The following is a 20,704-nucleotide window of genomic DNA, read 5'->3' as shown; positions in this document are numbered from 1 at the left end:
GTTCACTTTGTTTCCATAGCTGTTCAGCCTTTGTTTCTTGGTGGGTGCTGTTCGAAGGTCCGTGTGTCCAGCTGAGTGGTCACACGCAGTGCTCGTCCGAAAGCTCGCCGCCGCAGAGCGGCCGCCATGCATTCAGCTGTCGGATGCACCCACGCGCCACGCCCCGGCAGGACAGCACGCTCATCGGGGATGAGGGTGTCGTTCTGGGCCACCACCCGGAGAAGGGTGGAGCGGGGAGCACGCATGCGACAACCGACGCACGTTCGTACGGGTTCCATCTTACACCTGCGTTTCACCCCACCTCGCCCGCTCCCGGGCGCGGCGGAAGGCCGAAGCCGTGTCAGTCGAGGACGCTGTCCGGCTGGATGTCGATCTTCGCGCCGGTGAGCTTGGCGGCCAGACGAGCGTTCTGACCTTCCTTACCGATCGCCAGCGACAGCTGGTAATCGGGCACCAGGGCACGGACGGCCTTGGTGCTGGCGTCGAGCACGAAAGAGCTCGTCACCTTGGCCGGTGAGAGCGCGTGCGCCACGAAGGTCGGCAGATCGGCGTCGTAGTCGACGATGTCGATCTTCTCGCCCGCGAGTTCCTCGGTCACTGCGCGCACGCGACGCCCGAGCTCGCCGATGCAGGCACCCTTGGCGTTGATCGACGGGTCGTTCGCCTTCACCGCGATCTTCGTGCGGTGACCGGCCTCGCGGGCCAGGGCGACGATCTCGACCAGACCGGCAGCGATCTCGGGCACTTCGAGGGCGAAGAGCTTGCGGACCAGGCCGGGGTGCGTGCGCGAGACCGTGATCTGCGGCCCCTTGAGACCCTTGGCGACACTGGTGACATACACGCGCAGACGCGAGCCGTGCGTGTACTCCTCGCCGGGAACCTGCTCCTCAGGCGGCAGGATCGCCTCGACGGCTCCGAGATCGACGTGGATCATGCGGGGGTTCGGGCCCTGCTGGATCACACCGGCGACGATGTCGCCCTCTTTGTCCTTGAAGTCACCGAGCACGACGTCGTCCGCGATGTCGCGCAGACGCTGGCTGATGACCTGCTTGGCCGCGAACGCCGCGATACGCCCGAAGTCGTCCGGCGTGGCGTCCTCCTCGCCGATGATCGCGCCCTCTTCGTCCTTGACGACCTGCAGCACGGCGACGTGGCCGGTCTTGCGGTCGAGATCCACGCGGACGCCCTCGGGAGTGACGCCGTCGGCGGAGACGTGCTTGGAGTACGCGGTCAGGATCGCCTGTTCGATGATCGCGACGAGCTCGTCGAAGGGGATCGCCTTCTCCTTCTCGATCCCTCGCAGCAGACTCAGTTCGATGTCCATGACGGCCTCTCTATTCAGCTCTCGTCGCGCCTGTTCGCACGCGCGACATCCGTACCACGATACCCTGTGCCCACCGGCCCTCGCACGGCGGCGGCGGTGTCGGGATCCGGAGCCGCTCGAGGAGGAGCACGTGAGCACATTCGACACGATCGTGATCGGCGCGGGGATGTCGGGGCTCACGAGCGCCCGCATGCTCGCCGACGCGGGCCGGAGTGTCGTCGTCCTCGAGGGACGTGACCGCATCGGGGGCCGGATGCACACCGACCGAAGTGCCGGATTCTCCGTCGATCTCGGTGCATCGTGGATCCACGGCATCGAGGACTCGCCGCTGTGGAGCCTCGTCCACGCGCTCAGGATCCCGGCGATCGAGTACACGGTGGGCAGCTTCCAGGTGGGTGGTCGACCGATCGAGAACTTCGATGGCAAGGGTCGTGCCATGGACGAGGCAGCCACCTCGCGATGGGTCGCCGACGTCGAACTCGCCGACCGTCTTCTCGTCGAGGAGATCGCCGCGTCCTCCTCCGGCGACACCTATCTCGATGTCACCGAACGCGCTCTCGACCGGTCGGGGCTGTCGCCCGAGCGCATCGACGACATCCGCGAGTTCTTCCGCCATCGGGTCGAGGAGCAGTGCGGCGCGTGGATCGGCGACCTCGACGCGCACGGTCTCGACGAGGATGCGATCGACGGAGACGAGGTGATCTTCCCTCGCGGGTACGACGAGCTGCCGCGGCGCATCGGGGCCGGCCTCGACGTGCGGCTGAAGACCGTCGTGACCCGGGTGACCCGCTCGGCGGACGGAGTCGTCGTGCACGCGGGCGGCACCGAGTACCGCGCAGACCGGGCGATCGTCACCGTGCCGCTCGGCGTGCTCAAAGCCGGGACGATCACCTTCGAACCGGCTTTGCCGGATGCGGTCGCCGGTCCCGTCTCACGGCTGGGGATGGGCGTCTTCAACAAGGTGTTCGTCCAATTCCCCGAGCGGTTCTGGAACGAGGAGAGCTATGTGATCCGCGCGCTCGGCGAGGCGGGCGAGCACTGGCATTCCTGGTACGACGTCTCCGCCGTCAGCGGCATCCCCACCCTGCTGACCTTTGCCGCCGGGCCGTTCGGCCGCCGGATGCAGAACCGTCCGGACGACGAGATCGTCGCCGACGCGGTCAGCGCGCTGCGTCTCCTCTACGGGGACGCCGTCGGCGAGCCACTCGCTCACTGGGTCACCCGCTGGGGTGAGGACGAGTTCTCGAACGGCTCCTACTCGCACCTCGCGCTGGGCTCGACGCATCACGATCATGACGCGCTGGCGGGACCCGTCGACGGCGTTCTGCATTTCGCCGGCGAGGCCACCTGGGGTGACGAGCCGGCGACGGTCGGCGCGGCGTTCTACTCCGGGCACAGGGCCGCGGAGCGCATCCTCGATCGGCCGGTCGACCTCGCGGACTTCGCCGCCCGTATCACCGCGCGGGAGCAGACGGAAGTGCGTTGATCGCACCGATCAGCCGGAACAGGTTGCCCACCTGGCGCTGATCCAGGTGCAGGATCAGACGCGGCAGGTCGAGGTTGTCGTCGTCGGCCACCTCCGGCGGCCGCGGCGTCGTCCGCTCGATCCGTCCCGACGAGAGCATCGAGGCGAACTGCTCGTTGAGCGTCTCGATCTCGGCATCCGTCGGCTCGGCCCGCAGACGCAGCACCAGCGCGTCGCCGACCCATCGCAGCGAGTCGTAGTTGTGCCAGAACCCGGTGATCTCCGCCCGGGCCGCGTCGACCGAATCGGTGATGACGACGCGGTCGAAGTCGCCCTCCGAGATGACGCCGGTCGGGGCGAGGTGGTCGTCGATGAAGCTCCGCAGCCCCTGCCAGAAGGTGCCGCCCGGCTCGTCGAGGAGCACGATGGGCGTCGGCTCCGCCTTCCCCGTCTGCTGCAGCGTGAGCAGCTCGAACATCTCGTCGAGCGTGCCGAAGCCGCCAGGGAGGCAGATGAATCCGAGCGATTCCTTGATGAGCATGAGCTTGCGGGTGAAGAAGTACTTCATCGCGACCACGTGGTCCTGGCCCGCGACGAAGCCGTTGGGCTTCTCCTCGAAGGGCAGGCGGATGGAGACCCCCAGGGAGAGCGCGGGGCCCGCGCCCTCGGAAGCCGCCTGCATGATGCCGGGGCCGGCTCCCGTGACGACCATCCAGCCGTCGCCGGCCAGTGCGGCGGCGACGTCGCGGGCGGTGAGGTAGAGCGGATCGTCCTGCCGGGTTCGGGCCGACCCGAACACCGTCACCTTGGGGACTCCCCGGAACGGCGCGAACAGGCGGAACGCGTCACGCATCTCGGCCAACGCCGCCGAGGCGATCTTCAGGTCGAGCCGATCGGCGCCGTCCTCGCCGAGCAGGATCGCGGTGCGCAGCATCCGCATCACGAGCCTGCGGTCGGTATGCACTCCCGCATCGTCGAGGACGGCGTTGATCTCGGAGCTGAGGGCTTCGGGGAGGGGTGCGTCGATCATGTCACCAGGGTGTCATGCGGCAGTGCGACGACGGGCCGCAACGCCGGGGTGTCGCCGCGAGACGCCGTCGCCTCCCTGTCACGACACCGCCACGGTGTCAATGCCCGTGACCACGACGCCCGCAGGCGGCACGCTGACGTCATGACCGAGATCACAGGACCCGAAGCCCTCGCCCGCGTCGTCGAGCTCGTGGAGGACATCGACATCACGATGCTCACCACCACCGACGACGACGGCAACCTCGTGAGTCGGCCGATGTCGACCCGGCAGATGGACGACGCCGGCGACATCTGGTTCTTCACGGCCGAAGACACCGAGAAGGTCGATGAGGCGCGCAAGCACCGCGATGTCGGCCTCGCCTACTGCGATGCGAAGGGGATGCGCTACGTGTCCGTCGCGGGAACGGCAGAGGTCGTGCACGACCGCGTGAAGATGGAAGAGCTCTACTCGGCGTCGCTGGAGATCTGGTTCGCCGACGGCCTCGACACCCCGGGCATCGCTCTCCTCAAGGTGACTCCGAAGGTCACGGAGTTCTGGGAGCCGTCGAAGGGAAAACTCGCCCTCGCTGCCGGAGCGCTCAAGTCCCTCGTCACCCGCGATACGCCGGACGACGACATCATGAACCACGGCCGCATCGTCTGCTGACGACGCGGCCGTGGATCTCAGCGTGCGACGGTGAGGCGCTCGACGACCTCGTCGACGGAGATCGCGTCGCGGTCCCCCGTGGCGCGATCCCACAGCTCGACCTGGCCGTCGGCGGCCCCGCGGCCGACGATGACGATCTTCGGCACTCCGACGAGCTCGGCATCGCCGAACTTCACACCGGGCGACACCTTGGGGCGGTCGTCGTACAGCACATCGAGACCGGCGGCCTCGAGCTGCGCGGAGATACCTTCCGCCACCTCGAATGCGACCTGATCACGACCTGCCGCGACGACCTGCACGTCGAACGGTGCGACCGACGCCGGCCAGATGAGGCCCTTGTCGTCATTGTTGAGCTCGGCGATGATCGCGAGGATGCGGGTCACGCCGATGCCGTACGAGCCCATCGTGACGGTGACGAGCTTGCCGTTCTCGTTCAGCACCTTCAGCCCCAGAGCCTCGGCGTACTTCCGGCCCAGCTGGAAGACGTGTCCGATCTCCATGCCGCGCGCGAGCTCCACCGGGCCCGAGCCGTCGGGAGCCGGGTCCCCGGCGCGCACGTTCGCGATCTCGATGATGCCGTCCGCGGCGAAGTCTCGCCCGGCCACGACGGAGTGCGCGTGCTTCTCGTCGATGTTCGCGCCGGTGATCCAGCTGGTGCCCTCGCTGACGCGCGGGTCGACAAGATACCGGATGCCCGTGGCCGACTCCTCGCCGAGCACCGCACCGGTGGGTGACCAGGGGCCGATGTAGCCCTTCACGAGCAGCGGGTTGTTCTCGAAGTCGTCCGCTGTGGCGGTCTCGACCTCGGCAGGCGCGAAGGCGACCTCGGCGCGCTTCTCGTCGACCTCACGGTCGCCGGGGATGCCGACGATCACGAGTTCGCGGGTGCCGTCGAGGTGGGTCAGCGCGAGCACGACATTCTTGAGCGTGTCGCCTGCGGTGTACTCGCCCTCGAGCTCTCGGTTGACATGCGCGACCAGCGTCTCGATGGTCGGTGTGTCGGGAGAGTCGAAGATCACCGGGGACTCGTCGGCGTCGTACGCGATCGCCTCGGGCACCGCGGTGGTGAACGCCTCGACGTTCGCTGCATAGCCGCCGGCGCTGCGGACGAAGGTGTCTTCGCCGACCGGAGTCGGGTGCAGGAACTCCTCGCTGCGGGATCCGCCCATCGCCCCCGCATCGGCCTGGACGATGACGTACTCGAGACCGAGACGCTGGAAGATGCGCTCGTACGCGTCGCGCTGCGCCTGGTAGCTGGCGTCCAGCCCCTCATCGGAAGAGTCGAACGAGTACGCGTCCTTCATCGTGAACTCGCGTCCACGGAGCAGGCCCGCCCGCGGGCGCGCCTCGTCGCGGTACTTGTCCTGGATCTGGTAGATCGTGAGCGGCAAATCCTTGTACGAGGAGTACAGGTCCTTCACGAGCAGAGTGAAGGCCTCTTCGTGGGTGGGCGCGAGCAGATAGTCGCCGCCCTTGCGATCCTGCAGACGGAAGAGCAGGTCGCCGTACTCGTCCCAGCGGCCGGTGGCCTCATAGGACTCACGGGGCATGAGCGCCGGGAAGTGCACCTCCTGTGCGCCTGCGGCGGCCATCTCCTCGCGGACGACGGTCTCGATCTTCGACTTGACGCGGAGACCCAGTGGCAGCCACGCGAAGATGCCGGCGGCCTGCGGGCGGATGTACCCGGCCCGGATCAGCAGCCGGTGGCTGGCGACCTCTGCGCCTGCAGGGTCTTCACGGAGCGTGCGGAGGAAGAAGTTCGAAAGACGAGTGACCACGGAGCAAGTCTAGTGAGCCGTGGTCACTCGTCTTCGACGACGTCAGTTGAGCGCCGGAAGGTTCGCGGGTACGACGCCGCCGGCGTACAGGTCGGCCGCCAGCTCCTGCAGCGCCGTCAGCGCGACCCGCTGCGGGAGCGGACCGTAGGAGATGCGCGCGACACCGAGCTTCTCGTACTCCGAGGCCGCGAGGGCACCCGGAATCCCGATGACGCTGATCTTGCGCTCGCCGATGCCCTCGACGAGCTGACGCGTGACGTTCATGTCGAGGATGCCGGGCACGAACACCGCGGTCGCTCCGGCGTCGAGGTAAGCCCGCCCACGCTGGATGGCATCGGCGATGCTCTCCTGCACGGGCCGACCGCCGGCGCGGACGAAGGCGTCCGTGCGCGCATTGAGGGCGAACGGGACGCCCTCGGCCTCCGCCGCCTTCACGATCGCCTCGACGGAGGCGACGGACTCGTCGAGCGGCTTGAGTCGGTCCTCGACGTTCGCGCCGACGACGCCTGCCCCGATGGCGAGGCGGGTGGTCTCCCCCGCGTCGCCGTATCCGTCGTCGAGATCGGCGGTCACGGGCACATGGACGGCGGCCGCGATGCGACCCACCATGTCGATCATGATCTCGCGCGGCGTGGCGCCGTCGTCATAGCCGAACGACGCCGCGATGCCGTGTCCGGCGGTGGCGATCGCCTGGGTCTCGGGGAGGGCGGCGACCGCCCGCGCGGAGACGACGTCCCACACATTCACGACGCGAAGGATCTCCGGTGCGTCATAGAGTCCGACAAGGGTCTGGGCCTTGGCTGCAGTGGTCATGACTCCACGCTAACGCGGGATGACGTCCACGGGGCCGGTTCATTCCGCTCCGCCTGATCGCCACGCCTAGGGTGGAGCCATGCCCCAGCGCCGATCACACGTCGCCCCGTCCGCTGCGCAGACCGAGCTGGCCTCGGCACTCGCCGGGCTGCGGGAATCTGTCGATGCTCCCCTCGACTTCCCCGACGAGGTCATCGCCGAGGCCGAGGCATCCACCGCCCCCGTGCCACAGATCGACCTTCGCGACGTCCCCTTCGCAACGCTGGACCCTGAAGGGTCTCGCGACCTCGATCAGGCCTTCCACCTCGAGCGCGCGGGGACCGGATACACCGTTCGCTACGCGATCGCCGACGTCCCGGGGTTCGTCGCACCGGGCGGAGCGGTGGATGCCGAGGCACGGCGTCGCGGACAGACACTGTATGCCGCGGATGGTTCGATCCCGCTGCATCCACGCGTGCTGAGCGAGGATCGAGCCTCGCTGCTCGCCGACGTCGACCGACCGGCGCTGGTGTGGACCTTCGCCCTCGACTCCAGCGGTGTCGTCTCCGACTTCCGCCTGGAACGCGCGCTGATCCGTTCGCGCGCACAGCTCGACTACGCGACGACGCAGCTGGCGATCGACCGCGGCGAGGACGGCCCGGCGGCACTGCTCCCGGAGATCGGAGCCTTGCGCATGGAGCAGGAGCGCCTGAGAGGAGGAGCGAGCCTGAATCTGCCCGACGAAGAGGTCGTGCGTGCAGAAGACGGCACCTATGCGATCGAACGACGCCGCCCACTCCCCGTGGAGGAGTGGAACGCCCAGCTCTCGCTCATGACCGGGATGGCCGCAGCTTCCCTCATGCTCGACGCCGGAGTCGGCATCCTCCGGACGATGCCGGAGCCGGATACGGCCGCTTTCGAGACCTTCCGGCATCAGACCGAGGCCCTCGGGCGCCCGTGGACGGCCGGTGCATACGGCGACTACCTTCGCGGGCTCGACCGCGCCGACCCGATGACCCTCCCCGTGCTGGAGGCCGCGTCGTCGCTGTTCCGCGGAGCCGGGTACCTGGTGTTCGACGGCGAAGCGCCGGGCGCCGCCGTGCAGGCCGCCATCGCCGCGCCGTATGCCCACGCGACCGCTCCCCTGCGCCGACTCGTAGACCGGTGGGCACTGGCGATCTGCCTCGCCGAAGCGAACGGCGAGCCCGCCCCCGAATGGGCTCGCGCATCGCTCGGCGAGCTCCCCGCCCTCATGCAGGAATCCGGCCAGCGTGCATCGCGCCTCAACGCGGCGACGATCAACAGCGTCGAGGCCGCGCTGCTCACGCCCCTGGTCGGCACGACGATCGAGGCGACCGTGATCGAGCTGCGCGGTGAACGCGCGGCCGTGCAGATCGCCGATCCCGCCGTGACAGCGACTGCACCGCTACGGCCGGGTGCGAAGCCGGGTGATATCGTGCGACTCCGCATCGTGCGTGCGGACATCGCGAAGGGCGAGGTCGAGTTCGCGATCTGACCTTCTGCTCATCGGCGACGCGTGGTCGCCGACGTGCTCTTCGAGCGGATCGCGGAGCTGATGCTGCTAGGCGACCGCCGCTGGATCGCCACCGGGAAGTGGCTCCCCCGTCGATTGCGCGCTCTGAGCGAGGAGCGCACCGAGCGGCTGAGTGCGCCGCTGCTCGCCGGAGACTTCGCAGCCTTCGCGGACCGCGTCGAGGAGGAGCTCGATCGAGCGGGCGGACGGCTGCAGGCCGGGTTCGTGCGCTGAGGTCAGGGGGCGGGGACAGCCGTGGTCGTCATGACGAGGAGCTGGGGATCGCTGAGATCGAGCGACACCGTGATCGATCCGAACGCGGCGAGGGAGTCGGCATGGGTTCCCCCGCAGAGGATCACGGCTTCGCCCTCTGGGAGGGAGCAGTGCCAGCGACGCCGGTCGACGATCGTCGGCCCCTCGGTCTCGATGCTGCTGGAAGCGCCCGAGGCGATCCAAGCGGCCAGTCGGTCGTTCACCTGCGCCTCGCGGTCGGGGAGGGTCGCAGCGAACGTCTCGGTGTCGAAGCCTGCCCTGCGCAGACTCTTGCCGAGCCGGTATTCGTCGACGGCCCCGTCCTCGTGGATACGACTGGACTGGTTGGCGCGACCCTCGAAGTCGGGGTTCCCGAGAGCGTCCTCCCCCGGGTCCTTCCGCCAGAGATCGACGAGGGCCAGGTCAAGCGCCAGTGAAGCGACATGACATGCCGTGTGGCCGCGGCTGAGTCCCGCGCGACGGGCACCGTCGACCGCGAGCGCCACCGGTGCTCCCTCAACGAGTGATGCCGGCACGACACCCTCGATGCGATGCCCGACCAGCCACGTCCAGCCCTCCGCACCGCGCTTGACCGGGATCTCGCGGCCCACGGCGAACTCGCCCTCGTCAGAGATCGCGGCCATGAGAGCCTCGGTCACCGTGACCGTGACGCCGGCGGCCGTGATGGTTCCGCTGTCGCCCGGCTGATCCGGCCAGGTGTGGTCGACCGGATGGAAGGGCGTCGCGTCGACGACGACGACCGCTCCGTCGGCGAAGCTCTCCACACGTGTGACGATGCCGTCTCCGGCGATGGTCCCGTCCGAGAAGGTCACAGTGGTGGGCGTCGACATGGTTCTCCTCGGATTCGTCGGTGATCTCGACGGTGTTCGCGGCCGTCGGGCCGTCGTGAGAGCGGGGCGGACCCCGGTACGAAAGGTCAGTGGGACGGCGGGATGGTGAAGCTGGCGAGCTTGTCGTCCTCGACGACGAAGATGCCGTCGGATTCTCCGTTGAAGACCCGGCTCGCCCACCCGAAGCGGATGCGGGTCGTGTCGCCGTCGGTCTCGGCGGAGAGCACGGTCATCCGCGCTCCGGCGCCGATCGCGTCGCTGCCTGCCCATTCGCGCACCCCATCAGGGCCGGCCTTGACCGTGCCCCAATCGCTGACATGCCCATCCGGGGTGAAGGCATCGACGAACGCATCGGTATCGGCCGCGTTGATCGCATCGACCATCACCTGGACAGGCGCGGGCAGGGTGACATCCGACATCTCGCGCTCCTCCGAGCTCAGGCCGTGACGACCTGGGCCGTGCCGAGCGGGGCCTCAGGTCCCATCTCAGCGGCGATCCGGTTGGCCTCTTCGATCAGGGTGGCGACGATGTCGGCCTCCGGCACGGTCTTGATGACCTCGCCCTTCACGAAGATCTGCCCCTTGCCGTTACCCGAAGCCACGCCGAGGTCGGCCTCGCGCGCTTCGCCCGGTCCGTTGACGACGCAGCCCATCACGGCGACGCGCAGCGGAACGGTCATGTCCTTGAGCCCCTCCGTCACGTTCTCGGCCAGGGTGTAGACGTCGACCTGAGCGCGTCCGCACGAGGGGCAGGAGACGATCTCGAGCTTGCGCTCGCGCAGGTTGAGGGACTGAAGGATCTGGTGTCCGACCTTGACCTCTTCGGCGGGCGGCGCCGAGAGCGACACGCGGATCGTGTCGCCGATGCCCTCGCCGAGGAGGATTCCGAACGCGGTGGCGCTCTTGATCGTTCCCTGGAACGCCGGCCCCGCCTCGGTCACACCGAGGTGAAGGGGCCAGTCGCCCCGCTCGGCCAGCTGCCGATACGCCTTGACCATGACGATGGGGTCGTTGTGCTTGACGGAGATCTTGAAGTCGTGGAAGTCGTGCTCCTCGAACAGCGACGCCTCCCACACGGCGCTCTCGACCAGCGCCTCAGCCGTCGCCTTGCCGTACTTGCTGAGGATGCGGCGATCCAGAGATCCGGCGTTCACGCCGATGCGCAGAGAGACTCCCGCCGCCTTCGCGGCCTCGGCGATCTTGCCCACGTTGCCGTCGAACTCGCGGATGTTGCCGGGATTCACCCGCACCGCCCCGCATCCGGCATCGATAGCCGTGTAGATGTAGCGCGGCTGGAAGTGGATGTCGGCGATCACGGGGATCTGGCTCTTCATCGCGATGATCTTCAACGCATCGGCGTCGTCCTGATGCGGCACCGCGACGCGGACGATCTCGCAGCCCGAAGCCGTGAGCTCGGCGATCTGCTGCAGCGTCCCGTTGATGTCGGTCGTCTTGGTGGTCGTCATCGACTGCACGCTGACCGGAGCGTCGCCGCCCACGAGCACCTTGCCCACCTTGATCTGCCGGGACTTGCGGCGCGGGGCGAGGACTTCGGGGATCTTCGGCATTCCGAGGTTCACTGCTGGCACGCCCCAAGCCTACGCCGCCTGGATGCAAGTGGGCTGAACAGACGCACCTACGCTGGAGGCATGGCCGTCGTCCTCCTCACCGGATTCGACCCCTTCGACGGGGCGGACCGCAATCCGTCTGCCGATGCCGTGAACGCGGTCGCGGCCGCATACGACGGTCCGCACGAGCTCGTGGTGGCCACACTTCCGGTCGCGTTCGAGGCATCCGCTCACCGGCTCCGGACCCTGATCGCCGCGCACTCCCCCGATGTCGTCATCGCCACCGGGCTCGCCGCCGGGAGCAGCAGGGTCGCGATCGAGCGCATCGGTGTCAACCTGATCGACGCCCGCATCCCCGACAACGACGGCGAACAGCCCGTCGATGCTCCCAGCGAGGCCGGCGGTCCCGCCGCGCGGTTCTCGACGCTCCCCGTGAAGCGCCTGCTCCAGGTTCTGACCGCGGAAGGGCTGCCGGCGCAGCTGTCGCTCTCTGCGGGAACCTACGTGTGCAACCACGTGCTGTACACGGCAGTGGGTGCCGTCCGGCCGGATGCGCGTGCCGGATTCGTGCACCTTCCGTGGTCGACGACCACGGTCCCTGCAGGCGGGCTGCACCTCGCCGACGCGCAACTGGCGCGCGCCCTGCGCCTCATCGTGGATCACGCCCTCGACGCCGAGTCGACGGAGGCCGGCGGCAGCATCTGGTGATGTCATCGCGCCGTGACCCTCGCTCGCGATGTGGTAGTTTCGGCCCCATGCTCGCGAACTTCACCTGGTGGCCCGCCTTCTAGGCGGTGTGTTCGCGTTCCCACGAATTCAGACCGCCTCCGGGGCGGTCTTTTCGTTGCGCCGAGCCGGAGCACTGCACAGGAGACATCGATGACCCTCTCACGACTCGCCGAGCTCAGCGCCGATCCCACGGCATCCTTCGTGCTCATCGCACGCGACGGCGCGGACACCGTCGAGCTGCTCAGCGGGGACGTCGTCGACGTCGAGCTGCTTGCCGACATCCCCCTCTCGGTCGACGGCACCCCGCGCGAGGTGTTCGCCATGGTGCCCTATCGCCAGGTGCGCGAACGCGGCTTCGTCGCCCAGGACGACGGGGCGCCGCTGCGCTGCGTGATCGTCGACGAGCACCTGCACCTCCCGACAGCCGAGCTTCTGCCCGCGCTCCCGAGCACGCCCGTCCCCCTCCACGACGACGGCTTCGACATCGCCGACGCGGACTACGCGGCCATCGTCGAGACGGTCATCGCCGACGAGATCGGACGCGGCGAGGGCGCGAACTTCGTCATCCGTCGAGACTTCACCGCGACCATCGACGTCGAGGACCGCACCGCGGCACTCACGTGGTTCCGTGCTCTCCTCACGCACGAGCGCGGCGCCTACTGGACGTTCGCTGTCGTCACTCCTGGGCACATCGCCGTGGGGGCCAGCCCCGAGGCGCATGTGGTCGCCCGCGAAGGCGTCGTCACGATGAACCCGATCTCCGGGACCTTCCGTCATCCGGCGGGAGGGGCGACGAAGGAGACGCTGGTCGACTTCCTCGCCTCGACCAAGGAGACCGAGGAACTCTTCATGGTCGTCGACGAGGAACTCAAGATGATGAGCGCCGTCTGCTCCGACGGCGGCCGCATCACCGGCCCGCACCTCAAGGAGATGTCGCGACTCACGCACACCGAGTACATGCTCCGTGGGCGCAGCGCCCTCGATCCCCGCGACATCCTGCGCGAGACGATGTTCGCTCCGACGGTGACAGGTTCGCCCATGCAGAACGCCTGCGCGGTGATCCGCCGTCACGAGCAGAAGCCCCGCGGCTATTACTCCGGTGTCGCCGCGCTGTTCACCCCGAATGCGGACGGCGGGCACGACCTGGATGCGCCTATCCTCATCCGGACCGTCTACCTCCAGGACGGCACCCTCAGCGTTCCGGTCGGCGCGACGCTGGTTCGACACTCCGATCCGATGGGTGAGGTCTCCGAGACCCACGGGAAGGCCGCCGGCGTCCTGGGCGCCATCGGCGCGATCGACCGCGACCGGGTGGCAGAGGCACGTAGCGACGCCGACGCGCCCGGCGACGCGCGCGCCCTCGCCGACGACCCGACCGTCGCCGAGCTGCTGTCATCGCGCAACGCCCGCCTGGCCGAGTTCTGGCTCAACCCGCAGGGCGAGGACTTCACCGGTCCGTTCGCCGGCCGCTCCGCTCTCGTCGTGGACGCGGAGGACCGGTTCACGACGATGCTGGCCCACCAGCTGCGTCATCTCGGGCTCGCCGTCACGATCGCTCCCTGGGCCGACGTGCGGGACGCGGACTTGGACGCCGCCGATCTGGTCGTCGCCGGCCCGGGCCCCGGCGACCCTCGGGATACACGGAACGCCCGCATCGCGAGGATGCGCGATGTCGTCGCCCGCCGACTGGACTCCGACGCGCCGCTGCTCGCGGTGTGCCTCAGCCACCAGATCCTCGCCGACAAGCTCGGCATCGCCCTGACTCCGCTCGATGCCCCTCACCAGGGCCTGCAGAAGCCCGTCCCGGTCTTCGGGGAGACCGCATCGATCGGCTTCTACAACACCTTCACCGCGCGGGTCGCACCGGGCACGACGGTCGTCGGCGCCGCCGACGTCTCGGCGGACCCCGACTCGGGAGACGTGTACGCGCTCCGCGGAGACCACTTCGCTTCGGTGCAGGGACACCTGGAGTCGATCCTGTCCCGCGACGGGATCCGCACGCTCGAACGTCTCGTCTCCCACGCGCTGGCCTGAGCAGGAATCCCTGCTCGCGTTCGCCTCCCGCGCGGTCCGGCGAGGCCTGCGACCTCAGCCGAGAAGGTTGACCGGGTTGAAGAGGTCGGCGACCAGGAGCAGCGCTCCCATCCCGATCAGGAGCACCGCGACGACCACCGTCAGCGGCACGAGCTTGGTCGCGTCGACCGGCGCCGGAGGGGGCCGGCGGAAGAGCTTGGCCCACGCGCGCTTGATGCCGTCCCACAGTGCGACGACGATGTGACCGCCGTCGAGCGGGAGCAGCGGGATGAGGTTGAACACGAACAGCGCGATGTTCAGCGACCCCAGCAGACCGAGCAGGAACGCGAACCTGTTGAGGATCGGCGCATCGGTAGCGGCCGCCTCTCCCGCGAGGCGTCCGACGCCGACGACGCTCAGCGGTCCGTTCGGATCGCGTTCTCCGCCGGTGACGAGTGAGACGCCGACGTCCCATAGACGCACGGGGAGCGTGACGATCAAGGATGCGACACGCGCCGTGCTGTCCGCCGCCATCTCGGGGCCGGCGGTGAGGGGCTGCTGCACGTAGCCCATCTGGGCGCCCATGCCGACGTAGCCGACCTCCTTCACGACAGGCTTTCCGGCCTCATCGAGGACGGGCTGGCCGCTGGCATCCGTGATCGAGCGTTCCGCGGCGATCGGCGTGATGCTCAGCGACTGCTCCGCCCCGTCGCGGCTCACGACCATGTCCAGCGTCTCGCCTGGCGCGGCCTGCACGATCGCCGTCGCCTCGGCGAACGTCGACACGGGCTGTCCGTCGATGGACAGGATCACATCGCCCGGCTTGATCCCGGCTTCCGCGGCGGGTGAGGCCGGGTCATCGGGTGTGCACTCGGTCGCCGTCGAACCGGCCGGAACGACGCACTCGGTGACGGACGCGATCGTCGTCGTTCCCTGCTGCAGGCCGATGCCCGACAGCAGCACGGTGAAGATCACGGTCGCGAGGAGAAGGTTCATCACCGGCCCGCCGAGCATGACGACGACGCGCTTCCACACGGGAAGACGATAGAAGACGCGATCCTCGGCACCCTCGGCGATGGTCTCGTCGTTGGCGCTGCGCGCGTCCTGGATCAACGAGCGGAACACGCCGGACGCCGGGCCCGAGTTCTTCGACGCCGGGTACATGCCCGACATCGAGATGAAGCCCCCTAGAGGGAGCAGCTTGAACCCGTACTCGGTCTCGCCGATGCGCCGGGACCACAGCCGCGGCCCGAAGCCGATCATGTACTGGCCGACACGCACGCCGAAGAGCTTCGCGGGGACGAGATGGCCCACCTCATGCAGGCCGATCGAGAGCCCGAGGCCGATCAGCATGAAGAGGATGCCGGCCAGATAGAGCAGGAATTCCACGTGCCAACGTTAGTGCCCACAGCTAGGAATCCGCCCGGCACGCCGCGCGGCTAGGCTGAGACGGTGAATGCCCGGCAGCTGCGACTCGTGCGCGCTGCCGCCGTCTCCTCGGTGGCGACGTTGCTCGCAGCCCTCTCGCACACCCTCGGCGGCGGAGCGGTCCCGCACATGCTGCTGATCCTGGCGGTCGCGACCCTGCTCACCCCTCTGTCGGCGCTCCTGGTGGGCATCCGTGAGTCGCGGGGTCGTGTCGCCATCGCCGTGTTCCTCGGACAGGCCGCTTTCCACGTCGTGTTCCAACTGCTGGGCTCGCCCACCGGTACCGCTCCGATCGCCGGCGGCGGTCACGCCCATCATCTCGATCTGAGCGCGCTCTCTTCCACGGCGCCCACCGCAGCCCCTGGCACGTTGATGCTGTTCGCGCACGTCGTCGCAGCCGTGCTCACGACGCTTCTCGTGTGGCACGGAGAAGCGGTCGTTCGGGTCGTCGCCCGCTGGGTGGATGCCCTCTTCCGGCGCGCGTCCGGCGGGGCACCGGCCATGCATCGCCGGCCGCCGCGGCTGCGGTCGACCACCATCGCCAGCTTCGCCGTCACCATCTCGGCCGCTGTGCCGAGGCGCGGGCCTCCCGCTCTCCTGCGCGACTGATCCGTCGCACTCGAATCCGCTGCTCCGACACGGGCAGCGTCCCTTTCTCGCGGAGATGCGCCACCGTGGCGCGCCCGCACTTCGAGCACCAGGAGAACTCTCATGTCCCGCAACATCCGTACCCGCACTCCGCGCCCCACCACCCTGCGCTCCACCGCTCGGCGCTCGCTCACTCTGCGACGCGCCGCGCTCGGTGTCCTCGGCGGAGCCGCACTCGCCCTGGCCGTTCCCACGATGGCAGGTGCCCATGTGGGCGTCAGCCCCGACGAGATCGCTGCGGGCGACCACGGCGTGCTCACGTTCTCGTTCTCCCACGGCTGCGAGAACTCCCCCACCACCGCGCTGCGCATCACGATGCCCGAGGGGCTCGCATCCGTCTCGCCGACGATGGACTCCGACTGGGACATCCAGGTCGAGCGCGGCGACGACGGTCTCGTCAGCGCCGTGACCTATACGGCGGTCACCCCGGTGCCCACCGACCTTCGCGGCGCGGTGAGCATGGGGGTCGGTCTGGACGAGACCACCCCCGACACTCTGGCGTTCCCCGTGGTCCAACAGTGCGTCGAGGGCTCGACCGAATGGACGCAGATCGCCGAGGACGGCCAGGATCCGCACAGCCTCGACGCGCCGGCTCCGGTCGTCTCCGTCACGGCCGCTGCCGCCGACGGGCACGGCGAGCACACCGAATCCGACACTGCGGCCGCGAGCACGGCTCCGACCACGGTCGCCGATCCCCTGGGTGTGGCGCTCGGGGCGGGTGGGCTTCTCGCCGGTTTCGCCGCCCTGGTCGTCGCGATCCTCGCCTACCGACGCCGAGCCTGACGACGCGAGCTCCCCCTCGTGCTCCGCAACGCGGCGCGCGAGGGGGCGCTCGGCGAAGGGTTCCCACCACGGTCGTGAGATCATGGATGCGCCATGTCGATTGAACAACAACCGAGCCTGCCTCCCGTGCTCCGCCCCGCGAACCCGCCCCGGCGTGAGCTGTCCGAACTCGCTTCCCGTTTCGCCCGCACCGTCCGCGGCGATGTCGACGGAATCGCCCTCTCCGGCATCACCCTCGCGACGGCAGACCTGCGTCCCGGCGAGGCATTCGTCGCGATCCGCGGCGTCAACCGGCATGGCGCGGACTTCGCCGTCACCGCCGCTGAGAAGGGTGCCGTCGCCGTCATCACCGACGACGCTGGCGCGGAGATCGCCGAAGCCGCGGGGCTTCCGATCCTCGTGGTCGACGACCCTCGCGCCGTGCTCGGTGATCTCAGCGCGTGGGTCTACGGCACCGGCGCCGGTGACCCGCTCCCCCTGCTGTTCGCGACGACGGGCACCAACGGCAAGACCAGCGTCTCCCACCTGCTCGAGGGGATCCTCGATCAGATCGGCGTGGTCACCGGCCTCTCCTCCACCGCAGAACGTCACATCGCGGGCGAGGTCATCGTCTCGCGCCTGACCACCCCCGAAGCATCCGAGATGCACGCCCTCCTGGCGCTGATGCGTGAGCGCCAGGTCGAAGCCGTCGCGGTCGAGGTCAGCGCACAGGCGCTGTCACGTCACCGCGTCGACGGCATCCTGTTCGACGTCGCCGGATTCACGAACCTGAGCCACGATCATCTCGACGACTACGCCGACATGGAGGAGTACTTCGAGGCGAAGCTGCCCCTCTTCCGGCCCGACCGCGCCCAGCGCGGGGTCATCTGCCTGGATTCCCCGTCCGGTGCGGTCGTCGTCGACCGGGCCGAGATCCCGGTCGTCACTGTCGGCACTCCGTCGATCGCCGCCGATCCCGACGCCGCGACCGCCGCGGACTGGGTGGTCGTCATCGACGAGGAGCGCGCCGCCGGTACGACCTTCACGATGACCGGCCCCGCCGGGTCCCTCACCACGACGGTCCCGGTGATCGGACCGCACATGGCGGCCAACGCGGCTCTGGCGATCGTGATGCTCCTCGAGGGCGGCTACGCCTGGGATCGCATCGTCGATGCGCTCACCCGTGACGGGGGGATCCGCGCCTACCTGCCCGGTCGCACCCAGCTGGTCTCCGGCGATCGTGGGCCTGCCGTCTTCGTCGACTTCGGACACTCACCCGACGCATTCGAGAAGACCCTCGCCGCCGTCCGGCGCGTGACACCGGGCAAGGTGCTGATGCTCTTCGGCGCCGACGGCGACCGCGACGCGAGCAAGCGCTTCGACATGGCGCGCACGGCGGTCGAAGGCAGTGACATCCTCGTCGTCACCGATCACCACCCCCGCTTCGAGGACCCCGCGTCCATTCGGGCGACCCTCATCGAGGGCGCCCGCACGGCACGACCGGATGCCGAGATCCACGAGGCCTCACCGCCCGAGAACGCCATCATCACCGCGGTCGGCTTGGTCGGCGACGGCGACGCCATCCTGTGGGCCGGCCCCGGGCACCAGGACTATCGCGACATCCGCGGCGTCCGCACACCGTATTCGGCACGCGAGCTCGCTCGCCGCGCGCTGCGCGACGCCGGCTGGCCCGTACCCGATTCGCGTTGGCCGGTCCCGTACCCCGACGAGGATTGACCTGCTCGACCAGGGCGACTCCGCCCTGGTCCCCGATCAGAGCGCCGCGATCATCCGATCGGCCGTCGAGCGCGCCCACGCCTCGGCCTCGGCGAGCGTCTCGACGGTGAGGGCGTCCGGCGCATCGTGCGCGTCGACGACCCGAGCGATCGTGTCCACGATGCCGAGGAACGAGAGCCGTCCCTCGTGGAACGCGTCGACCGCTTGTTCGTTCGCGGCGTTGTAGACAGCAGGGAACGTGCCGCCGGCGCGGCCCACCGCCTTCGCGAGTGCGACGGAGGGGAACGCCACGGCGTCGAGCGGCTCGAACGTCCAGGAAGTGGCGGATGACCAGTCGAGGGGCCGTCCGACGCCACCGACGCGGTGCGGCCAGTCCAGACCCAGGGAGATCGGCAGACGCATGTCGGGCGGGGAGGCCTGTGCGATCGTGGAACCGTCGATGAACTCGACCATCGAGTGCACGATGGACTGCGGGTGCACCACGACCTCGATGTCGTCGTAGGCGACGTCGAACAGCAGGTGCGCTTCGATCACCTCGAGTCCCTTGTTGACAAGGGTCGCGGAGTTGGTCGTGACCATCCGTCCCATGTCCCATGTCGGATGCGCGAGAGCCTCGGACGGAGTGACCTCGGTCAGCTGCGCGCGGCTGCGACCGCGGAACGGCCCGCCCGACGCCGTCACCACGAGGCGGCGCACCTCGGCATGGGTACCGGCCAGGAGCGCTTGCGCGAGAGCCGAGTGCTCGGAATCGACCGGGACGATCTGACCGGGAGCGGCGGCGGCGAGGACCAGGTCGCCGCCGACGATGAGGGACTCCTTGTTCGCGAGAGCGAGCACGCGTCCCGCCTTTAGCGCCGCGAGCGTCGAGCCCAGTCCGATCGAGCCGGTGATGGCATTGAGCACCACGTCCGCCTCGACGTCACGGACCAGCTGCTCGGCCTCGAGCGCGCCGAGAGCGGTCGACTCGACCTGGAACTGTGCGGCCTGCGCTTCCAACATCTCGGCGTTGGACCCGGCAGCGAGACCTACCAGCTCGAATCGGCGAGGATTGGCACGGATCACATCCAGTGCCTGGGTGCCGATGGAACCGGTGGAGCCGAGGACGATGACGCGACGCATACCGTCAGCCTAGGTCACGCCCTCGGCACCCAGCGGCTACTGCTGCGCCTGGACCGGTGTCGTCGCCAGGATGTCCACGACGAACACGAGGCTCTCCTTCTGGAGCTCATGTCCCTCGCTCGCACCGTATCCGTCGGACGGCGGCATCACGACGATGACCTGTGAGCCGACCTTCTGACCTTCGAGGGCCTTCTGGAAGCCCGCGACCACGCCGGTGGTCTGGAACTGCGCGGGCGCGGCGTCGCGGCTCCAGCTGGAGTCGAACTCCTTGCCGTCGGACCACTTGACGCCCAGGTACTGCACGACGACGAGGTCACCGGAGGCGACCGTCGCACCGTCACCCTGCTTGAGGACGGCGACCTGGGTCTCTGTCGGCGCGTCGCCGTCCGGGATCGTCACGGTCGGAGCGCCCTTGTCGTCGAGCTTGACAGTCGGCATGCCGGGAGTCGGGTCGACCGGCGTTCCCGTCGCCACCTCGGGCAGCTGCTCGACGGCCTCGGCGTAGACGACCACGTTGTTGGCGCCCTCGCCGAGGACCTTTCCGGGAAGAGTCAGCACGATGCGCGAGCCGACCGGCTTGCACTCGAGCGCCGCGACGAAGAGCGAGGACTGGTTGGTGTCGAGGAGAACGGGCAGCACACCGCCTTCACCACGAGCCGACGAGTCGAGCACCTGATTGTTGGTCGCGTCGACGATCTGGTACTCGACGGACACCAGGTCATTGACCACGACGTCGTCTCCGTCTCCCTCGGAGATGACGGTCCTCTCGACGCCGGCGAACGGCGCATCGGCCGGGACCGTCACGGTGGTGTCTGCCCCTTCCCCCTCCACGACGACCGCGTCCGAGGTATCCCCGGACTTCGCGTCCAGCTGGCACGTGCTCGATGCGGAGGGCGACGGGGTGCCGGAGCTCTCCGGGGCTCCACCACCGGCGCAACCCGCCAGCAGCAGGGTCGCCGCGGCGACGGTGGACAGAACGATGAGCGGACGCTTGCGCACAGTGAGACCTCGGGATCGCGGGCAGGAAACT

General features: G+C 68.9%; 20 protein-coding genes. 9 read left to right on the top strand and 11 right to left on the bottom strand.

The annotated features are described in order from the left end of the window. Nucleotides 1-23: 23 nt before the first annotated feature. Nucleotides 24-278, bottom strand: coding sequence for a YlxR family protein (locus tag L687_RS42140; protein ID WP_081860063.1), 255 nt, complete (start codon nucleotides 276-278; stop codon nucleotides 24-26). Nucleotides 279-340: 62 nt separating this feature from the next. Further along, nucleotides 341-1,324, bottom strand: coding sequence for a transcription termination factor NusA (gene nusA, locus L687_RS29520; RefSeq protein ID WP_021199402.1), 984 nt, complete (start codon nucleotides 1,322-1,324; stop codon nucleotides 341-343). A 130-nt stretch (nucleotides 1,325-1,454) separates the two neighbouring features. On the opposite strand from nusA, the gene L687_RS29515 reads away from it, so the two are divergent. Further along, nucleotides 1,455-2,810, top strand: coding sequence for a flavin monoamine oxidase family protein (locus tag L687_RS29515; protein WP_021199401.1), 1,356 nt, complete (start codon nucleotides 1,455-1,457; stop codon nucleotides 2,808-2,810). Here L687_RS29515 and L687_RS29510 read toward each other — a convergent pair. Continuing rightward, a complete protein-coding gene (locus tag L687_RS29510) occupies nucleotides 2,779-3,819 on the bottom strand; it encodes an LOG family protein (RefSeq protein WP_021199400.1) in 1,041 nt (346 codons plus the stop codon). The two genes, L687_RS29515 and L687_RS29510, sit on opposite strands and share 32 nt — an antisense overlap. A gap of 141 nt (nucleotides 3,820-3,960) precedes the next feature. Between L687_RS29510 and L687_RS29505 the strand changes: the two genes are divergently transcribed. After that, on the top strand, nucleotides 3,961-4,464 hold the full coding sequence (locus L687_RS29505) for a pyridoxamine 5'-phosphate oxidase family protein (RefSeq protein WP_021199399.1): 504 nt from the start codon (nucleotides 3,961-3,963) through the stop codon (nucleotides 4,462-4,464). A 17-nt stretch (nucleotides 4,465-4,481) separates the two neighbouring features. On the opposite strand, the gene L687_RS29500 is transcribed toward L687_RS29505, so the two are convergent. Both L687_RS29500 and L687_RS29495 read right to left on the bottom strand, forming a co-directional pair. Beyond that, nucleotides 4,482-6,242 (bottom strand): proline--tRNA ligase, encoded by a 1,761-nt coding sequence (locus L687_RS29500; protein WP_021199398.1) that lies wholly within the window; start codon nucleotides 6,240-6,242, stop codon nucleotides 4,482-4,484. Between the two features lie 42 nt (nucleotides 6,243-6,284). After that, nucleotides 6,285-7,055, bottom strand: a complete 771-nt coding sequence (locus L687_RS29495; RefSeq protein ID WP_021199397.1) for an isocitrate lyase/PEP mutase family protein — start codon at nucleotides 7,053-7,055, stop codon at nucleotides 6,285-6,287. 79 nt (nucleotides 7,056-7,134) lie between these two features. On the opposite strand from L687_RS29495, the gene L687_RS29490 reads away from it, so the two are divergent. Further along, nucleotides 7,135-8,550 carry an RNB domain-containing ribonuclease gene (locus L687_RS29490; RefSeq protein ID WP_021199396.1) on the top strand — a complete coding sequence of 472 codons (1,416 nt, stop codon included), beginning with the start codon at nucleotides 7,135-7,137 and terminating at the stop codon, nucleotides 8,548-8,550. Nucleotides 8,551-8,571: 21 nt separating this feature from the next. Continuing rightward, nucleotides 8,572-8,802, top strand: a complete 231-nt coding sequence (locus L687_RS29485) for a hypothetical protein (protein WP_021199395.1) — start codon at nucleotides 8,572-8,574, stop codon at nucleotides 8,800-8,802. Between the two features lie 2 nt (nucleotides 8,803-8,804). Here the strand turns inward: L687_RS29485 and L687_RS29480 are convergent, their stop codons facing one another. The 3 genes from L687_RS29480 to ispG all read right to left on the bottom strand — a co-directional run bounded on the left by L687_RS29480 (nucleotide 8,805) and on the right by ispG (nucleotide 11,238). Then, entirely contained in the window at nucleotides 8,805-9,671 is an 867-nt protein-coding gene (locus L687_RS29480) for a hypothetical protein (protein ID WP_021199394.1), read from the bottom strand. An 86-nt stretch (nucleotides 9,672-9,757) separates the two neighbouring features. Further along, nucleotides 9,758-10,090 carry a nuclear transport factor 2 family protein gene (locus L687_RS29475; RefSeq protein ID WP_021199393.1) on the bottom strand — a complete coding sequence of 111 codons (333 nt, stop codon included), beginning with the start codon at nucleotides 10,088-10,090 and terminating at the stop codon, nucleotides 9,758-9,760. A gap of 17 nt (nucleotides 10,091-10,107) precedes the next feature. After that, complete coding sequence (ispG, locus tag L687_RS29470) at nucleotides 10,108-11,238, bottom strand: flavodoxin-dependent (E)-4-hydroxy-3-methylbut-2-enyl-diphosphate synthase (protein WP_021199392.1); 1,131 nt, start codon at nucleotides 11,236-11,238, stop codon at nucleotides 10,108-10,110. An 81-nt stretch (nucleotides 11,239-11,319) separates the two neighbouring features. Here ispG and L687_RS29465 point away from each other — a divergent pair, with 81 nt between their 5' ends. Beyond that, a complete protein-coding gene (locus L687_RS29465) occupies nucleotides 11,320-11,946 on the top strand; it encodes a pyroglutamyl-peptidase I family protein (protein WP_021199391.1) in 627 nt (208 codons plus the stop codon). 171 nt (nucleotides 11,947-12,117) lie between these two features. Next, the gene (locus L687_RS29460) at nucleotides 12,118-14,001 is read left to right on the top strand and encodes a chorismate-binding protein (RefSeq protein ID WP_021199390.1); all 1,884 of its coding nucleotides are present in this window, start codon (nucleotides 12,118-12,120) and stop codon (nucleotides 13,999-14,001) included. Nucleotides 14,002-14,055: 54 nt separating this feature from the next. Here the strand turns inward: L687_RS29460 and L687_RS29455 are convergent, their stop codons facing one another. Next, nucleotides 14,056-15,369 (bottom strand): M50 family metallopeptidase, encoded by a 1,314-nt coding sequence (locus tag L687_RS29455; RefSeq protein ID WP_021199389.1) that lies wholly within the window; start codon nucleotides 15,367-15,369, stop codon nucleotides 14,056-14,058. A gap of 63 nt (nucleotides 15,370-15,432) precedes the next feature. On the opposite strand from L687_RS29455, the gene L687_RS29450 reads away from it, so the two are divergent. The 3 genes from L687_RS29450 to L687_RS29440 all read left to right on the top strand — a co-directional run bounded on the left by L687_RS29450 (nucleotide 15,433) and on the right by L687_RS29440 (nucleotide 18,555). Next, a complete protein-coding gene (locus L687_RS29450; protein WP_021199388.1) occupies nucleotides 15,433-16,017 on the top strand; it encodes a hypothetical protein in 585 nt (194 codons plus the stop codon). A 102-nt stretch (nucleotides 16,018-16,119) separates the two neighbouring features. After that, nucleotides 16,120-16,839 (top strand): YcnI family copper-binding membrane protein, encoded by a 720-nt coding sequence (locus L687_RS29445; protein ID WP_021199387.1) that lies wholly within the window; start codon nucleotides 16,120-16,122, stop codon nucleotides 16,837-16,839. A 93-nt stretch (nucleotides 16,840-16,932) separates the two neighbouring features. After that, nucleotides 16,933-18,555: a Mur ligase family protein gene (locus L687_RS29440; protein ID WP_046398913.1), complete on the top strand. Its 1,623-nt coding sequence runs from the start codon at nucleotides 16,933-16,935 to the stop codon at nucleotides 18,553-18,555. 36 nt (nucleotides 18,556-18,591) lie between these two features. Here the strand turns inward: L687_RS29440 and dxr are convergent, their stop codons facing one another. Together dxr and L687_RS29430 are read right to left on the bottom strand one after the other, a co-directional pair. Then, a complete protein-coding gene (dxr, locus tag L687_RS29435) occupies nucleotides 18,592-19,674 on the bottom strand; it encodes a 1-deoxy-D-xylulose-5-phosphate reductoisomerase (RefSeq protein WP_021199385.1) in 1,083 nt (360 codons plus the stop codon). A gap of 36 nt (nucleotides 19,675-19,710) precedes the next feature. Beyond that, nucleotides 19,711-20,673: an FKBP-type peptidyl-prolyl cis-trans isomerase gene (locus L687_RS29430; RefSeq protein ID WP_021199384.1), complete on the bottom strand. Its 963-nt coding sequence runs from the start codon at nucleotides 20,671-20,673 to the stop codon at nucleotides 19,711-19,713. Nucleotides 20,674-20,704: the final 31 nt, after the last annotated feature.

The organism is Microbacterium maritypicum MF109 (assembly GCF_000455825.1).
Classification (GTDB): domain Bacteria; phylum Actinomycetota; class Actinomycetes; order Actinomycetales; family Microbacteriaceae; genus Microbacterium; species Microbacterium maritypicum_A.
The sequence above is the reverse complement of the archived record's forward strand: the minus strand, read 5'-3'. Positions and strand labels throughout refer to the sequence as shown.

What these genes read in the sequence shown, in the direction of transcription:
- L687_RS29490 (WP_021199396.1), top strand. Translation starts at nt 7,135, where the DNA reads ATGCCCCAGCGCCGATCACACGTCGCCCCGTCCGCTGCGCAGACCGAG.
- L687_RS29460 (WP_021199390.1), top strand. Translation starts at nt 12,118, where the DNA reads ATGACCCTCTCACGACTCGCCGAGCTCAGCGCCGATCCCACGGCATCC.
- L687_RS29445 (WP_021199387.1), top strand. Translation starts at nt 16,120, where the DNA reads ATGTCCCGCAACATCCGTACCCGCACTCCGCGCCCCACCACCCTGCGC.
- L687_RS29440 (WP_046398913.1), top strand. Translation starts at nt 16,933, where the DNA reads ATGTCGATTGAACAACAACCGAGCCTGCCTCCCGTGCTCCGCCCCGCG.
- nusA (WP_021199402.1), bottom strand. Translation starts at nt 1,324, where the DNA reads ATGGACATCGAACTGAGTCTGCTGCGAGGGATCGAGAAGGAGAAGGCG.
- L687_RS42140 (WP_081860063.1), bottom strand. Translation starts at nt 278, where the DNA reads ATGGAACCCGTACGAACGTGCGTCGGTTGTCGCATGCGTGCTCCCCGC.
- L687_RS29510 (WP_021199400.1), bottom strand. Translation starts at nt 3,819, where the DNA reads ATGATCGACGCACCCCTCCCCGAAGCCCTCAGCTCCGAGATCAACGCC.
- L687_RS29465 (WP_021199391.1), top strand. Translation starts at nt 11,320, where the DNA reads ATGGCCGTCGTCCTCCTCACCGGATTCGACCCCTTCGACGGGGCGGAC.
- dxr (WP_021199385.1), bottom strand. Translation starts at nt 19,674, where the DNA reads ATGCGTCGCGTCATCGTCCTCGGCTCCACCGGTTCCATCGGCACCCAG.
- L687_RS29475 (WP_021199393.1), bottom strand. Translation starts at nt 10,090, where the DNA reads ATGTCGGATGTCACCCTGCCCGCGCCTGTCCAGGTGATGGTCGATGCG.
- ispG (WP_021199392.1), bottom strand. Translation starts at nt 11,238, where the DNA reads ATGCCGAAGATCCCCGAAGTCCTCGCCCCGCGCCGCAAGTCCCGGCAG.
- L687_RS29505 (WP_021199399.1), top strand. Translation starts at nt 3,961, where the DNA reads ATGACCGAGATCACAGGACCCGAAGCCCTCGCCCGCGTCGTCGAGCTC.
- L687_RS29480 (WP_021199394.1), bottom strand. Translation starts at nt 9,671, where the DNA reads ATGTCGACGCCCACCACTGTGACCTTCTCGGACGGGACCATCGCCGGA.
- L687_RS29495 (WP_021199397.1), bottom strand. Translation starts at nt 7,055, where the DNA reads ATGACCACTGCAGCCAAGGCCCAGACCCTTGTCGGACTCTATGACGCA.